Source organism: Brevundimonas sp. TWP2-3-4b2, from assembly GCF_049897345.1.
Taxonomy (GTDB): Bacteria; Pseudomonadota; Alphaproteobacteria; order Caulobacterales; family Caulobacteraceae; genus Brevundimonas.
In genome coordinates this window covers 667,420-682,125 of the sequence record NZ_JAFCWB010000002.1, presented here as the reverse complement: position 1 = coordinate 682,125, position 14,706 = coordinate 667,420, and the positions used below count along the sequence as shown (strand labels likewise).

At 66.8% G+C, this 14,706-nt stretch carries 14 protein-coding genes; 5 read left to right on the top strand and 9 right to left on the bottom strand.

Annotated elements, in window-relative coordinates; translation table 11 throughout:
* Positions 1–181 precede the first annotated feature (181 nt).
* On the top strand, positions 182–1,486 hold the full coding sequence (locus tag ACP7AS_RS06980; protein ID WP_426028130.1) for a UDP-glucose dehydrogenase family protein: 1,305 nt from the start codon (positions 182–184) through the stop codon (positions 1,484–1,486).
* A gap of 19 nt (positions 1,487–1,505) precedes the next feature.
* On the opposite strand, the gene ACP7AS_RS06975 is transcribed toward ACP7AS_RS06980, so the two are convergent.
* Complete coding sequence (locus ACP7AS_RS06975; protein ID WP_426028129.1) at positions 1,506–1,679, bottom strand: hypothetical protein; 174 nt, start codon at positions 1,677–1,679, stop codon at positions 1,506–1,508.
* A gap of 202 nt (positions 1,680–1,881) precedes the next feature.
* On the bottom strand, positions 1,882–2,556 hold the full coding sequence (locus ACP7AS_RS06970; RefSeq protein WP_426028128.1) for an OmpA family protein: 675 nt from the start codon (positions 2,554–2,556) through the stop codon (positions 1,882–1,884).
* Positions 2,557–2,713: 157 nt separating this feature from the next.
* On the opposite strand from ACP7AS_RS06970, the gene ACP7AS_RS06965 reads away from it, so the two are divergent.
* Positions 2,714–3,688 carry an isopenicillin N synthase family dioxygenase gene (locus ACP7AS_RS06965; protein WP_426028127.1) on the top strand — a complete coding sequence of 325 codons (975 nt, stop codon included), beginning with the start codon at positions 2,714–2,716 and terminating at the stop codon, positions 3,686–3,688.
* Between the two features lie 43 nt (positions 3,689–3,731).
* Here the strand turns inward: ACP7AS_RS06965 and ACP7AS_RS06960 are convergent, their stop codons facing one another.
* The 5 genes from ACP7AS_RS06960 to ACP7AS_RS06940 form a co-directional block, all read right to left on the bottom strand.
* The gene (locus tag ACP7AS_RS06960) at positions 3,732–5,636 is read right to left on the bottom strand and encodes a ubiquitin-activating E1 FCCH domain-containing protein (protein ID WP_426028126.1); all 1,905 of its coding nucleotides are present in this window, start codon (positions 5,634–5,636) and stop codon (positions 3,732–3,734) included.
* Positions 5,637–5,728: 92 nt separating this feature from the next.
* Positions 5,729–7,618 carry a M2 family metallopeptidase gene (locus tag ACP7AS_RS06955; RefSeq protein ID WP_426028125.1) on the bottom strand — a complete coding sequence of 630 codons (1,890 nt, stop codon included), beginning with the start codon at positions 7,616–7,618 and terminating at the stop codon, positions 5,729–5,731.
* An 85-nt stretch (positions 7,619–7,703) separates the two neighbouring features.
* Entirely contained in the window at positions 7,704–8,414 is a 711-nt protein-coding gene (gene mtgA / locus ACP7AS_RS06950) for a monofunctional biosynthetic peptidoglycan transglycosylase (RefSeq protein WP_426028124.1), read from the bottom strand.
* A gap of 40 nt (positions 8,415–8,454) precedes the next feature.
* Positions 8,455–9,420: a WD40 repeat domain-containing protein gene (locus ACP7AS_RS06945; protein WP_426028123.1), complete on the bottom strand. Its 966-nt coding sequence runs from the start codon at positions 9,418–9,420 to the stop codon at positions 8,455–8,457.
* A 149-nt stretch (positions 9,421–9,569) separates the two neighbouring features.
* A complete protein-coding gene (locus ACP7AS_RS06940; RefSeq protein WP_426028122.1) occupies positions 9,570–10,676 on the bottom strand; it encodes a CobW family GTP-binding protein in 1,107 nt (368 codons plus the stop codon).
* Between the two features lie 139 nt (positions 10,677–10,815).
* Here ACP7AS_RS06940 and ACP7AS_RS06935 point away from each other — a divergent pair, with 139 nt between their 5' ends.
* A complete protein-coding gene (locus ACP7AS_RS06935) occupies positions 10,816–11,748 on the top strand; it encodes a hypothetical protein (protein ID WP_426028121.1) in 933 nt (310 codons plus the stop codon).
* A gap of 1 nt (position 11,749) precedes the next feature.
* On the opposite strand, the gene ACP7AS_RS06930 is transcribed toward ACP7AS_RS06935, so the two are convergent.
* The gene (locus ACP7AS_RS06930; RefSeq protein WP_426028120.1) at positions 11,750–12,700 is read right to left on the bottom strand and encodes a cation diffusion facilitator family transporter; all 951 of its coding nucleotides are present in this window, start codon (positions 12,698–12,700) and stop codon (positions 11,750–11,752) included.
* 9 nt (positions 12,701–12,709) lie between these two features.
* Positions 12,710–13,369 carry a hypothetical protein gene (locus tag ACP7AS_RS06925; protein ID WP_426028119.1) on the bottom strand — a complete coding sequence of 220 codons (660 nt, stop codon included), beginning with the start codon at positions 13,367–13,369 and terminating at the stop codon, positions 12,710–12,712.
* A gap of 370 nt (positions 13,370–13,739) precedes the next feature.
* Between ACP7AS_RS06925 and rplU the strand changes: the two genes are divergently transcribed.
* Both rplU and rpmA read left to right on the top strand, forming a co-directional pair.
* A complete protein-coding gene (rplU, locus tag ACP7AS_RS06920; RefSeq protein WP_426028118.1) occupies positions 13,740–14,270 on the top strand; it encodes a 50S ribosomal protein L21 in 531 nt (176 codons plus the stop codon).
* A gap of 27 nt (positions 14,271–14,297) precedes the next feature.
* Positions 14,298–14,579 carry a 50S ribosomal protein L27 gene (rpmA, locus tag ACP7AS_RS06915; RefSeq protein WP_426028117.1) on the top strand — a complete coding sequence of 94 codons (282 nt, stop codon included), beginning with the start codon at positions 14,298–14,300 and terminating at the stop codon, positions 14,577–14,579.
* Positions 14,580–14,706: the final 127 nt, after the last annotated feature.

The window sequence follows — 14,706 nt, the reverse complement described above, 5'->3', positions numbered from 1 at the left end:
CGAGCCCCTCAACCGTCGCGCCACCATCGGCATCAACTTCCGCTAAACCCGGAAGGCCGATCGGCCAGACAACAGAACCGCCGGTCCCCATAGGGGCCGGCGGTTTTGCTTTGCAGGGTGCGGGGTGGCCAAGGCCGCGGCCGCCCGCTATTCCGGCCACTGATTCAACGGATGACCTTCCATGCGCGTGGCGATGATCGGAACCGGCTATGTGGGACTGGTCTCAGGGGCCTGTTTCGCGGACTTCGGCCATGAGGTGGTGTGCGTCGACAAGGACGCGGCCAAGATCGAACGGCTCGAGCGCGGCGAGATCCCGATCTTCGAGCCGGGGCTGGAGGATCTGGTCGCCGCCAATGTGCGGTCCGGACGTCTGTCGTTCGCCCTCGACGGGGCGGCGGCGATCCGGACGGCCGACGCCGTTTTTATCGCGGTGGGCACGCCGTCGCGGCGCGGCGATGGTCATGCCGACCTGTCCTTCGTCCATGCCGCCGCCGAGGAGATCGCCGGCCTGATCGAGGGCTTCACCGTGGTCGTGACCAAGTCCACCGTGCCGGTCGGCACCGGTGACGAGATCGAACGCATCATTCGCGAGCGCCGCCCCGACGCCGATTTTGCGGTCGTGTCCAATCCCGAGTTCCTGCGCGAAGGGGCCGCGATCGAGGACTTCAAACGGCCCGACCGTGTCGTCGTCGGCACCGAAGACCCGCGGGCACAGGCGGTGATGCGCGAGCTGTATCGCCCGCTGAACCTCAATGAGACGCCGATCCTCTTCACCGGCCGGCGCACGTCCGAACTGACCAAATATGCGGCCAACGCCTTCTTGGCGATGAAGATCACCTTCATCAACGAGATGGCGGACCTGTGCGAGGCGGTCGGGGCCGATGTGCAGCAGGTCGCGCGCGGCATCGGCCTGGACAAGCGGATCGGCGGCAAATTCCTGCACGCAGGCCCCGGCTATGGCGGCTCCTGCTTTCCCAAGGACACCCTGGCCCTGATACGCACGGCGACCGACGCCGGCGCGCCGGTGCGGCTGATCGAGACCACGGTGGCCATCAATGATGCGCGCAAGAAGGCCATGGCCGGCAAGGTGGCCGCGGCCCTCGGCGGCGACATCCGGGGCAAGACCGTCGCCCTGCTGGGCCTGACCTTCAAACCCAATACCGACGACATGCGCGATGCGCCGTCGCTGGATGTGGCCCCGGCCCTGATCGGCATGGGCGCGACGGTGCAGGCCTTTGACCCGGAAGGTATGCACGAGGCCGCCCGGCTGCTGGACGGGGTGGTGTTCAAGGCCGGTCCTTATGACGCTGTCGAGCACGCGGACGTCGTGGTCATCCTGACCGAATGGGACCAGTTCCGGGCGCTGGACCTCGACCGCGTCAAGCTGCTGATGCGCGAACCGGTGATGGTCGATCTGAGAAACGTCTACCGGCCCGACGATCTGCGCGCTCGCGGCTTCCGCTACGTCTCGATCGGACGGGCGTGAACCCGGGCGCGAAACCCGTCTAGCGCAGGGCGACGCGCGTCAGGGTGGGGGATTGTTCCGCGGCTATGGCACTGCCCTGCGGCATCAGCGTGCGGCCGACGCCGATGACAACGGTCGCAGTCAGCACCGCCGAGACCGCCGCGATGGCGGCCAGTTTCACGCCGTCGGTGAATTCCTGATGGTTCGGACGCAAGCGATTCCCCCGCAGCGAGTGCGGTTCGTATCGAGCATCTGAAGCGCTGCGCCGCAAGTCACGGAACGGCGTATGCCGGAAAAAAGGGACGAAGCCGACGCTCCGTCCCTTGTCTTCCTGGTTGCGCTACCGCCCTTCGGGCTGCTTGAGCGCGGTCCGGGTCGCGCCGCCGCCCCTCGGGCCGGTTGGGCGCGGGTCCGGACTAGCCGCGGAACGGGCGGATCAGGATCTCGACCCGACGGTTCTGGGCCTTGCCTTCCGCGGTGGCGTTCGAGGCGATGGGCGCGCTTTCACCGCGACCGTCGACGAACAGGCGATCGGCGAGAACGTTGCGGCTGACGAGGGCCTGGGCCACCGACGAGGCGCGCTGACGCGAGAGGTTCAGATTGTAGTCGTCGGCCCCATCGGAGTCCGCGTGGCCGACAATGTCGATGATCGACTGGTCGTAACGGTTCAGCACGCTGGCGACGTCGTCGAGGGTGGCGTTGAAGCGCGGCGTGATGCTCGACTGGTTGGAGGCGAAGGTGACGTCCGACGGCATGCGCAGGACGAGGTTGTCACCCTGGCGCGCAACGCCGACGCCGGAGCCCGAGAGTTCGGCCTCAAGCTCGCGCTGCTGGCGATCCATGTAGGAGCCGACGGCTGCGCCACCCAGGGCCCCGATGCCGGCCCCGATCAGAGCGTTCTTGCGACCCTGTTCGGAATTCGACGTGTTGGTCAGATAGCCCAGTACCGCGCCGCCGAGCGCGCCCGCGATCACACCGGTGCCGGTGTTGTTGCGCTGCGGGGTCGAGCTGTAGGGGTCCATGGTGGTGCAGGCGGTGCCGCCGAGCAGGATGGCGATGCCGGTGCCGGCCATAAGAAGCTTGCTGCGCATGTGGAATATCCCTGTCAGATGAAAGTGGTCTGGCGCCGAAACGCGAGCCTACGGTGAAGGTTCCGATCTGTACGGTGGATGAACGGTTCGCCGCGGCTTTGCCAAGGTCCCGGCTTAGGGGGTAAGGAACCGACCTGTCGTTCCTGCGAGGCCTGCCGTGACCGCGACCCTGAATCCCGATATTGCCCCGACCGCCAGCCGTGCCATCGAGCCGGTCTCGTTGAGCCTGTACGACGCCGACTTCCAGGCCTTCGCCGACAGGCTGGGGGCGTCGTTCAAACGCTATGGCTTCGCGGTGATCGCCGATCACGGCCTGGACGAGACGGTGATCGAGGCCGCCATTGACGATGCCAAGGCCTTCTTCGCCCTGCCGGAGGCGATCAAACGCCAGTACCATCAGGCGGGCACCGGCGGTGCGCGGGGCCTGACCCCGTTCGGTGTCGAGGCGGCCAAGGGCGCGGCCACGGTGGATCTGAAGGAGTTCTGGCACGTCGGCCGCGAACTGCCCGAGGGCCATCCCTATCGCAAATACATGCGCGACAATGTCTGGCCGACCGAGGTCGAGGGGTATCAGGAACACCTGTACGGCATGTTCTCGGCCATGGATCAGCTGGGCGCAAAGATCCTGCGCGCCATCGCCCGGTATCTGAAACTCGGCGACGGCTTCTTCGAGGACAAGGTCGAGATGGGGAACAGTATCCTGCGCATGTTGCACTATCCGCCCGTGCCGGCCGGCGCCTCGGGCGTCCGCGCGGGAGCCCATGAGGACATCAATGTCATCACCCTGCTGCTCGGTGCCGAGGAGGCCGGACTGCAGCTGAAGGACGCCGACGGCGAATGGCTGGACATCGCGCCGCCGCCGGGGGCGCTGGTGGTCAATATCGGTGACATGCTGCAGCGGCTGACCAACCACGTCCTGCCGTCGACCAGCCACCGGGTGATCAATCCCGCGCCGGAGCGGGCCAGCTTCGCCCGCTATTCGACGCCCTTCTTCCTGCACTTCAACCCGGATTTCGTGATCGAGACCCTGCCGGGCATGGTCTCGCCGGAGAATCCCGACCGCTATGCCGGAAAGGCGATCATGGCCGAGGACTTCCTGACCGAGCGGTTGAAGGAAATCCGGCTGATCTGAGGGTGCCGGCGCTCGCCGCCTGAACGCGGCACCCGGTTTCCGGCTACCTCGAGATCCGGAGCTGGGTGATATCCCGTCCGATGGCGTTGAAGGCTTCGGACAGGGCCGTGCCGCTGCCGGCATTGTAGAAACTGCTCGGGGTCGAAGCGCAGTATTTCAGCAGGGTTTCGGAGTTACCGCCGGCGGTGATCTGGAATCCGACGGTGTAGATGACGATCCCGTTGACCTTCATGGCGTCGCACAGGGCCCGGCTCTGGGCATAGGGTTCGCCATTGTCCGGATCGCAGTTGATGCTGGCCGAACTGCCGGCGTTGTAGCCCCGGGCCATTACCCCGTTGCAGTAGGGGGCGTTGAAATCGCCGTCGGTCATGATGATCACGGCCTTCAGGGTCTCGGCGGTGTTGTAGGCTGCGCCGGCCGATGCCGACCACAGGGAGCCGAAATTGGGCGACACCATATACCAGCCCCAGGCTATGCCGATCTGGCCGGCGGTCGAGCCGCTCACAGCCAGTGCGTCAATGTTCGCCTTGATGCCGCTGATGCTGCTGGACAGCGGCTGGATCGTGCTGCCCAGGCATCCGCCGCTGATGTCCGGATAGTTGCGCCCGACCCGGGCAGAAGCGGTCGTGGCCGCGTCGGTATAGCGCTCGCTCCCCGTTCGTTCCGTGACGCAGCTGCTGATCCGGTGCGTCGCCAGATTCAGGTCCTCGTTCTCGAAGGCGTAATAGGTGCAGCCGGGGCTGGCACACCACGACAAGCCACCCGAGGTATAGGGGCTGATCCCCACATCCGGCGGGTCAATGGTGTAGGTCGAGCTTGTAACATTCCCGACCAGATAGGCCTGGTTGTTGATCGCCGACATGCCGTTGACGCCGGTGATATAGACGTAGCTGTTGGTCGTCAGCCCATGGTTGGCCGAAGTGACGGTGATGGAACAGTCGCTGTCCTGACATTTCTGGACCCGGCCTGTGCTTCCCGAATGGGTGCTGTAGGTTCGGCCGTCGACGCGACTGCCCGCCAGATTGTAGAGTTCGAAGGTGTTGGTGGTCTTGTTCCTGACGATGTAGGCCTTGTTATTGAGCTGGGTCATGCCACTGACGCCGGTGATCCAGACCACGTCATTGTTGGCAAACCAGTGCGACGACGAGGTGACGACGACGGGGTTGGCCTTGGTGGCCGCGGTTATGGTCTTTTGCGCGCCCGTCAGATTGATGACCGCGCCGGTGATGTTGGTCGAGCCGGTGACCGAGCCTCGCACGGCGTTCAGATAGGTCCCGGGATTGACCGAATAGGACCAGGGCACCAGGGCGACCTTGGAATAGTAGGGCGTCTGGACCGGCTGGACGATCAGATCGACCAGGTCCTTGGCCGCCGCCTTCAAATCCAGCAGTTTCTGGCCGCTCATGGAGCCGGAAACGTCCAGCGCCAGCGACACCTCGATATTGCGCGAAGACCGGTCGACCTCGGAATGGGCTCCGACCGGCAGGGTGTCGTCCATGAATTTGCCGTAGGGCGGCAGGAAGATGTTGGCCACGAGTGTGGTCACATCGACCTTTGAGCTGGCGATCACGACGTCGTCGCTGTTCAGCACGAAGCTGGTGTCCGCCTCGCGCAGGGTGATGCCCGGATAGGCCTTCAGATTGGCTCTCAGGGACGCCAGCCCCACGCGCTGGAGGTCGGTATTGGCGGTATAGGGCGAGCGCGCGGCCGCCAGGGTGGCGGCGTCCAGCGCGTCCTGAAGATTGACACGCACGGTCGAGGCGCGGTGGATGTCCACGCCGCCGACGGTCATCAGAATGAGCACGGGCAGGCTGAGGCCGAACAACATGGCGACGTTGCCGCGGGCGTCGTCCGTCATGCGGCGGGTGAACGCCCGCAAGGACCGGCCCGCGCCGTTGATCCAGGTTCTCAGCCCCATCGCCGCATCCGCCGTCAACCGCAGGCGCAATCCGCCCACGCTCATCCGGACAAAAATGAACCCGTTCGGTTAAGAGAAGGCCCAATGCCAAAGGTTAATGTGATCGCCGTTCGGCGATCGCATCAAGCCTCCCAGCCGCAGTCCTTGCCGCGGTTCCGGGCTGTCAGCCAGGTGTTCAGCGGGGCGAAATAGTCGGCCACGGCCGATGCGTCGTTCTCGCGCTGGCCGGTGAAGGCCTGCATGGCCTCGGGCCAGGGGCGGGACTGGCCCATCTCCATCATGGCGTTGAAGCGCGCGCCGACCTCTTCGTTTCCGTACACTGAGCAGCGGTGCAGCGGCCCGGTCCAGCCGGCCTGCTGGCAGGCGGCGCGGTGGAACTGGAACTGGTAGATGTGGGCCAGGAAGTAGCGGGTGTAAGGGGTGTTGCCGGGGATATGGTATTTCGCGCCCGCGTCGAAGGCATCGGCCGGACGCGGTCCGGGCGGAACCAGACCCTGGTATTTCAGCATGTTTGCCGACCAAGCGTCGTTGTATTCGGCCGGGCTGGTCTCGCCGTTGAACACGCCCCAGCGCCAGCGGTCGACCATCAGGCCGAAGGGCAGGAAGGCGATCTTGTCGAGCGCCATCTTGAGCAGGAAGGGGATGTCCTCCGCCTCGCCGGGCACAGCCTGCAGCAGGCCGATCTGGTTCAGATAGGTGGGGGTCAGGGCCGACAGGCCGACGAAATCGCCGATGGCCTCGTGGAAGCCGTCGTTCGCCCCGTTCTTGAACAGGAAGGGCTGATCCTTGTAGGCGCGCTGATAGTAGTTGTGACCCAGCTCGTGGTGGACCGTATAGAAGTCCTCGCCATTGACCTCGGTACACATCTTGATGCGGATGTCGTCGCGGTTGTCGAGGTCCCAGGCCGAAGCGTGACAAACCACTTCCCGGTCGCGCGGGCGGGTGATCTGGCTGCGCTCCCAGAAGGTCTCGGGCAGCTCGGGCAGGCCCATGGAGACGTAGAAGCCTTCGCCGGTCTCGACCATCTTGCGGGCGTCATAGCCCGAGGCGACCAGCCGCTCGGTGAGGTCATAGCTGGAGGCACCGCCGGTGGCCGGGGCCACGACGTCATAGATGTTGCCCCATTGCTGCGACCACATATTGCCCAGCAGGTCGGCGCGGATCGGGCCGTGGTCCGGCTGGACGGCGTCGCCGTATTTCTCGTTCAGCCGGTTGCGGACGTAGCAGTGCAGGTTTTCGTAGAACGGCTTGACCTGTTCCCACAGGCGGTCGGTCTCGGCGGCGAAGGCGTCGGGCTCCATGTCATAGCCGGCGCGCCACATGGCCCCTGTGTCGGCGAAGCCGAGCTCGGTCGCGCCCTCGTTGGCGATGGCGACCATGCGGGCGTAGTCGGGGGCCATGACCGGCGAGATCGTCCGCCAGCCCTCGTACAGGGCCCGGGCCTCCGCCGGATCGCGGGTCGTGGCCAGCAGGGCGGAGGCCTCGTCGAGGGTGATCTGACGGCCCTGGTATTCGAACTTGCCGACAGAGTAGGTCGAGTCGAGGCGGGTGGTGATGTCGGCCAGCTCGGCGGCCGCGCCGGGGCGGTTGGGGGCGGGCAGGACGATGCCGAGGCGCAGCAGGTTCAGCTTGCGGCGGACGTCGTCGGGAACCTGGACGTCGTTGAACGCCGCGGCGCCGTTGGCCAGCTCGACCTGCAGCTCGGTATATTCGGCGTTGATCCGGCTCTCCAGCCACATGGTGTCGTGGGTGATGTTGGTGGCGCGGGTCCACTGGATGCGCGCGGCCTCCTCGCTGAGGGCGGCGAGGCGGGTCTCTGCAGTGGCGACGAAGGCGGCGGCGTCCGCCGCGTTCGGGGTGGCGGCGGCGTCGACCGCGCGGCCCATGGCGGCGGCGGCGTCATCGACCGACGCCGGGGCCATCGCTTCGTCGGTCATGCCGAGGCTGGCGCAGCCGGCCAGACCGAAGGTCAGGGCGCAGGCGGCGGCGGCGGTCATCAGGGCGCGGTTCATGGGTATTTCCTCCTTGCGCGGTCTGCCGCCGCGGCGTTGGGCGGGCAGGTGAAGGGAGCCGAAGCGTCGCGTCAAGCGGCGCCGTTCATCCCACGACGCAGGCGGCCAGGCCCTGTTCCCGTACCGTGCCCATGGCGGCCTGGATGCGCGAGGTGCGGCGACGGACATAGGGACCGGGCGAGGAGGCGCTGTAGCGGCGCGGGCTGGGCAGGATGGCGGCGAGGCGGGCGGCCTCGCGGGCGGTCAGGTCATCCGCCGACTTGTCGAACCAGTGGCGCGAGGCCGCCTCGGCCCCGTAGACGCCCGGGGCCCACTCGGCGACGTTGAGATAGACCTCCATGATCCGCCGCTTGCCCCAGACGGTCTCGATGGCGACGGTGTAGCCGGCCTCAAGCCCCTTGCGGATCCAGTCGCGGCCCGGCCAGAGGAAGGCGTTCTTGGCCGTCTGCTGGCTGATGGTCGAGCCGCCGCGGATCCGCCCCGAGCCACGCTTTTCCGAGCGGGCATTGGCCTTCAGCGCGCGTTCGATGGCCTCCATGTCGAAACCGCGGTGGGCGCAGAAGGTCGAGTCCTCCGAGGCGATCACGGCCTCGACCAGACGTGGCGATGTCCGGTCGAGCGAGCGCCAGCGGTAGTCCCAGCCTTCACCTTCCGTCAGGCGGGTGGCCATCAGAAAGGTCGCGGGCACGGGCAGGAACCGCTGCAGCACGAGGCCGCCGGACCCCAGCAGGAGCAGCAGCAGGAACAGAGTCAGCACCGGCCGCCCCGCCTTCTTGGTCTTGGTCAGCCCCGACATGGGGGGATGGTGGCGCGAGGGACGGCGGCTTGGCAAGCGCTCACGCAGTGGCGATGCCGGCGTTCCCGTCCTCGTCCGCCCAGGCGACGCGGGTGGCGTCGGCGCTCATGGCGAGGGCGGTGATCGGCGCGCCGCGCTCGGCCTTGAGGAAATTCAGGCCCTGTCCGGCGGGATCGGCCAGCCAGACGCGGCCGTCATTGAGGCCCGCGGCCAGAAGGCCGTGCTTCGGTTGCGAGGCGACCAGGGCGACCAGACTGCCCTCGTCGAAGCCGATCTCGGTGGCCTCGCGGCCCATCGGGCCGTTGGATCCGACGAAGGGCCACAACACCGCCCCCTGCGCGCCCGACGTGGCCAGCAGCTGGCCATTGGACAGGAAGCTCATGGCCCGGACCTTGGACGGATAGCCGCCCATCCGCATGTCCCTCGCATCCTTCAGCCGCCAGCCGTGCAACTGGGCGTCCTGCATGGCGGTGACGACGAAGGCTCCGTCGGGGGAAAAGGTCACGGCGGTGTGCGAGCCGGCCCATTTCAGCAGAGTTGGCTTCTGTTGCGCGATCCGGGCGAACCACAGGGCCGCTCCGCCATAGGTCGAGGCGGCGATCCGTCGCCCCTTCGGCTCGAAGGCCACGCCCGAGACGGTGCGCTCATGCTGGAAGTCGCGGCGGAAGCCGGCGTCTTTCGCGTCGATCACCGACAGGGTCTTGCCGGCCGAGAAGGCGATCAGGCCGCTTTCGGCCGAGGCGTCGACGGCGTCGATCCACTGACCCTTTGCGGTGGCCAGCACGCCGGCCTCGCCGCGCCGATGCCAGATCAGCCGGCCGTCGTCACCGCCGGTCAGCACGCCGTCACCGGACGGGTGGGCGACGGCGCACAGGATGGCCCCGTCATGCGCGGCGCTGAACTCGCCGCCCTCGAACCGGACCGAACCGTCGCCGAGGGCGAAGATCGCGCCCGTGCCGTCAAACAGGGCGGCGGTGATCTGGGCGTCGAAGGTGAAGGTGGGCATCAATTTCAATCCGCTCATCCCGGCGAAAGCCGGGACCCAGTTCTGTGGGCGATTGGTATCACCGAGTCCGCCTCGACGTTGATCCTGTGCACCGGCACCTCACGAAAGCACTGGGTCCCGGCTTTCGCCGGGATGAGCGGAGCGGGGGGTCAAGCGGCGCAGGCCTCGAACCCGGCCCGGATCGCGGCTTCATCGAGATCGCGACCGATGAAGACGGCGCGGGACCAGCGGCGCTCGGTTTCGCCCCAAGGCTTCTGCAGGTCGCCCTCGAGGATCATGTGCACGGCCTGGAAGACGAGGCGGCGATCCTCGCCATGGACGTCGATGATGCCCTTGGCGCGCAGGATGTTCTGGCCCTGCTCGCCCAGCAGCCGGTCCAGCCAGGCGGTGAATTTCGTCCCGTCCATCGGTCGCTCGAGCGACAGGGAAATGCCCTTGATGTCGTCCTCGTGGGCGTGGCCCCTCGCGCCTGAAGATGACTGGGCACCGTGGTGATGGTCGTGGGCGTGATGCGCGTGATCATGGTCGTGATCGTGGTGGTCGTGGCCGCAGTGCTCGTCGTGGACGTGGCCGTGCTCGCCATGGGCCGGATTGGCGAACTCGGGATTGAGGTTGAGCATACGCCCCAGATCAAAGCCGCCGAGGCCCAGCACCTGGTCCAGCGGAACATTGGCGCGCTCGGCGCGGGTGATCGGGGCCAACGGGTTGAGCTTGCGCAGGCGGCGCTCGACCGCGACCAGCTCGGCCTCGGTGACGAGGTCGGTCTTGTTGAGGATGATGCGGTCGGCGAAGGCGACCTGTTCGCGGGCTTCTTTCGAATCGTTCAGCCGAGCCATGACGTGTTTCGCGTCGACCAGGGTCGTGACGCTGTCCAGCTCGGTCTTCGCCTTGACGTCCTCGTCGACGAAGAAGGTCTGGGCGACCGGGCCGGGGTCGGCCAGGCCGGTGGTCTCGACGATGATGGCGTCGAACGCCGGCTTTCCGGGCCGCTGGCGTTTCATCAGGCCGGCGACGACGCGGATCAGGTCGCCGCGTACCGTGCAGCAGACGCAGCCGTTGTTCATCTCGAACACGTCCTCGTCGGCCCCGACGACCAGGTCGTTGTCGATGCCGATCTCGCCGAACTCGTTGACGATGACGGCGTAGCGCTTGCCGTGGTCCTCGGTGAGGATGCGGTTCAGCAGGGTGGTCTTGCCGGCGCCGAGGTAGCCGGTGAGGACGGTGACGGGGATCTTGCCGGAAGCTGTGTCGGTCATGGGCGGCTAGATGGCGGCTGGCGACCGTGAAGGGAAGCCCTGCACGATAAGGTTGTAGACGAGCAACCAACCATTTATCATTGCACTGTTCGGCAAAGGGTCACAGATTGTGCAAAACCGTCGTGCGACAGACACTCCGATGCACCTTCCACCCGGCTATTTCCGCCCGTTCGACCGCATATACGAGGCGGTAACCGCGGACATCGAGGCACACGCCAGGTCCCTCGCCCCTCCCGACCATGAGTGGCTGTCCCGGCTGATCGTCACATTCAAGAAGGAGCGCCAGCTCTGGAACGAGCGTCTTGAACTCGCTGGATACAGGGTCAGGTGGGGCCGTCTGGAAACGAACCTCCTTCGCCTCGCGGCGGGTGCCTATCTCCACGTCGCGTACGATCTTCCTCGGGCGATGGCTGACGATTGGCCAGGATTGGGGAACTGGGTCGATGGCCCCGACGAGTACCGCGCTGAATCCATCTTCCTCGCCCTGTCCCCCACCTTTCCGAAGAATTTTCATCTCGCTGCCCGCAGCCTCTCGATGTTCGGGTGGCCGTCCGCCGCGACCCGGTTGCTGCCGCTGCGATTCTTTTCAGACTATGCGGACGCGCCGATGGATCGCCTCCGCCTTGCCGCGTGGAGCCACGCTCGCGTGCTTGCGACTAACCCCGCCCTTCGTCCGACCATAGAAAAGCGGATGGTCGAGGCGCTTACCGCCGGCCTGGAAGACGCCAGCGACTGGAGGCCGTGGAGAATCGCCAGGTGGCTCCGGCCGCCCCGGGAGGCGGTCTTCGAAGCCAAGGTCGCAATCCCCGCCGTTGTCATGGCCGCCATGCCGCCGCTCGCAGCAGGCTTGGTCGCCGGGCTGACCGCTGGCGCGGTGATGTGGCTGCTGCTGGAGTTCAGGGCCCGCCAAGAGGCGGCAAAGGACATGCAGGCCTCCTTTATCCATGACTGGGGCCGCCTGCTCAGCGACTACATGGATGTCGCCGTCCGCGACCCGGAAAGCTTTGGCAGGTACCGGCGGGATCGCCGCATCGCCTTGGGGCTTGAGCCGTCCGGAAGTCCGCGAGGCTAGGCTAGCAGCCCGGGCAGTCAGGCAGGGGCGCGCCTTCCAGCTGGAGCGTGGTGTGGTCGATGCGGAATTTCCAGCGCGCCATCGCCTGCGCTTCGGACAGAAGGGCTTCGGCGTCGGCCCGGTCGTGGCACAGGTGGGCGGTCAGGGCCGTCTCGGTGGTCGACAGGCCCCAGACGTGCAGATCGTGCACCGCGCTGACGCCCGGCAAGGACAGGAAGGCGGCGCGGATGGCCTCGACATCGGTCCCACGCGGGGCCGCGTCCAGCGCCAGATTGACCGAGTCCTTCAGCAGGCCCCAGGTCCCCAGCAGAATGACCGCGACGATGACGATGCTGACCAGCGGGTCGATGATCGACCAGCCCGTAAACATGATCACGGCGCCGGCGATAACCACGCCGATCGAGACGGCGGCGTCGGCCATCATGTGCAAATAGGCGCCGCGGGCGTTCAGGTCGCTGTGCTGGTCCCGCATGAACAACAGGGCGGTGCCGAGGTTGATGACGAAGCCGATCGCGGCGACGGCCATGATCAGGCCGGACATCACCGGCGCGGGCTCGGCGAGGCGGCGGACGGCCTCGAAGGCGATGGCACCGCATGCGAAGATCAGCAGCAGGGCGTTGGCCAGGGCCGCCAGGACGGTGGCCTTGCCGTAGCCATAGGTGTTCTGAGACCCGCTGGCCCGCCGCGCCAGCCAGGCCGCGCCGCCGGCCATGGCCAGACCCAGGACATCGGACATGTTGTGACCCGCGTCCGCCATGAGGGCGGTCGAGCCGCTGAACACCCCGGCCCCGAACTCGATGCCCACGAAGGCCAGATTGACGATCAGGCCGACGGCGTAGCGCCAGTCGCCGGTGTCGACCGGCCCGTGATGGTGGCCGCCGTGGCTGTGATCCGGGGCGTGCTCGTGAGCATGATCATGCGAATGACCGTGATCGTGATGGGCGTGCGTCATGGACCCGTCTTAGTGCTGGTGGGCCAGAACAAGAAGACCGATCACGATCAGGGCCCCGCCCAGCACCGCACCTTCGTATCGGGCCCAGCGTTCCAGCCGCAGCACCGACCAGCCGGCGCGGGCCAGAAGGGTAAAGACCGCCATACCGCCGACGGTGCCGAGGGCGAAGGCGACGGTCAGGGCGGCGAGAACCGCCAGACCTTCCTCGGCCTGCGACAGATAGATGGGCAGCAGCACCTCGCCGGGCGATACGGCCATCATGGCCACCAGACCCCAGAAGGCGGCGGCGTGGGACACGGTCGGCTCGGCCAGTTCCAGCGGCGCCCCGCCCGCGGGCACGGGGCGTCGGATCAGGGCCCGGCTCAGATAGAAGGTGCCGAACAGAAGCAGCAGCACGGCGGCCAGATGCGGCAGAAGGCCCGAGATCCACTGGTCCACGGCCAGGCCGGCGGCGACGACGAGGCCCCCGACGACGGCCGTGGTGACGATGTGCGCCAGGCCGGCTGCGGTCACGGCACCCAGCATCCGGGGCAGGGTCCAGCGCTGGGCCCGTCCGACCAGCACGAACGGCAGCCAGTGGGTCGGCAGCGCCGCATGCAGGAAGGCCGTCACGAAGCCCGCGCCCAGAAGCGACAGGATCACGGGCTGTTCGAGGTCGGACGGCGTCATTCCCGCCCTCCTAGCCTGTTACTTTATAACAGTCGAGAGCAAATCCTCGTCCGCAGGCGGGGCTGTTTGATGAACGCCCGTGGTTTGCCCGCGGCGGTGGCGGCTGGCGGCCGACAGGGCGACAACGGGCAGGGCGGCAACGGACGGGGCACCCGTGGCCAGAAGGCCGATCGCCATGGACGTTTCTCCCGGAAGCAGGCCGGTTGAAGCCTCGGCGGGACGGGTGGCAGGGTCTTCGAGGACCGCGCGGGCGCTGTTTTTCAGGCAAATCGCGTTGACTCGGACACCCCTCTGCGTCTATGTCGCCGCTCTTCGCCCGAGGGGGTCCCCCGTCGGGCTTATTCTTTTTGCGTTTCGCTGAGGCTTCAACATGTACGCGGTGATCAAGACCGGCGGCAAACAGTACCGGGTTCAGCCGGGCGACGTCATTGTGGTCGAGAAGCTCGACGGCGATGTCGGCTCCGACGTGTCGTTCGGCGACGTGCTGATGCTGGGCGGCGACAAGGGCGTGACCCTGGGCGCTCCGATGATCGCAGGTGCCGCGGTCGCCGCGACCCTGGTCGAGACCCGCAAGGGCGAGAAGATCAAGATCTTCAAGAAAACCCGCCGTCAGGGCTATCGCCGTACGAACGGCCATCGCCAGATGGAAACCGTCCTGCGCATCACCGGCATCGACGGTGCCGGCGAGAAGGCCAAATGGGACGGCGAAACCTCGCTGATGACCAAGGCCGAGATGAACCTGCGCGCCCGTGGCCTGGCCCCGCGCACCGAGGAAACCGAAGCCAAGCCGGCCAAGGCCCCCAAGGCCGCAGCCGCTCCGAAGGCTGCAGCCGCTGAAAAGCCGGTCGCCGCCAAGAAGGCTGCGCCCAAGGCCAAGCCCGCCTCCACCGACGAAGCGTAAGAACAGTTAGAGACAGGGAGCAGACCTATGGCTCACAAAAAATCCGGTGGTTCGTCGCGTAACGGTCGCGACTCAGAATCGAAGCGCCTCGGCGTGAAGAAATACGGCGGCGAAACCGTGCTGGCCGGCAACATTCTCGTGCGTCAGCGCGGCACCACCTTCCACCCGGGTGACAATGTCGGCCTGGGTCGTGACCACACGCTGTTCGCGACCGCGCACGGCGCTGTGAAGTTCACCAAGAAGGCGAACGGCCGCTGTTACGTGTCGATTCTTCCGACCGCCGCCGAAATGCCGATGGCCGCCGAGTAGCGCGAAGACCGATTGAAACCCGGATCGCGCAAGGCTCGAGAGCCGCGATCCGGACCAGGGAATTATTTCCGCGGGGAGTCTGGATCACCAGGCTCCCCGTTTGCGTTTCCCCGCCTCGAAGCCGTCC